Below are 364 nucleotides of genomic sequence, written 5' to 3'. Positions count from 1 at the left end.
TGATGAAACACATCTTTGACGACATTACTGCCTAGCTTTTTACGAGCTTGTGTTACTGCACTTCTTGCAACGTAGTCGACCTCTTGAGGCAGTACGATATCGAGTTTATTAATAAGCTGGCGAACAGATTCTGTTCTGAAAAGAGACATGCCCACGACCGCCCAGACCATGGCGTCCATAGGGAGTTTTCGTTTTCTTAACGTAGCAACACCGTTAGATTGCAGGCAAGATTCAATAATATCTGCCTCTAAAATATCAGATAAAGAAGAGAATTCGGTAAGTCGGTTAATTGATGTGCGAGCGAGTGCTTCTGAAAGTTCCATAAAAAAATCCCATGACCTTTTGAGTCATAGGATTTTGATCT

General features: G+C 41.5%; 1 protein-coding gene. It reads right to left on the bottom strand.

Features of this window, described 5'->3' with window-relative positions:
* A partial coding sequence (locus E2R67_RS16540) for a transposase domain-containing protein (RefSeq protein WP_208379557.1) occupies positions 1-323 on the bottom strand: 323 nt, incomplete at its 3' end.
* Between the last annotated feature and the right edge of the window lie 41 nt (positions 324-364).

Source organism: Psychromonas algicola (assembly GCF_004378355.1).
Lineage (GTDB): Bacteria > Pseudomonadota > Gammaproteobacteria > Enterobacterales > Psychromonadaceae > Psychromonas.
The sequence above is the reverse complement of the archived record's forward strand: the minus strand, read 5'-3'. Positions and strand labels throughout refer to the sequence as shown.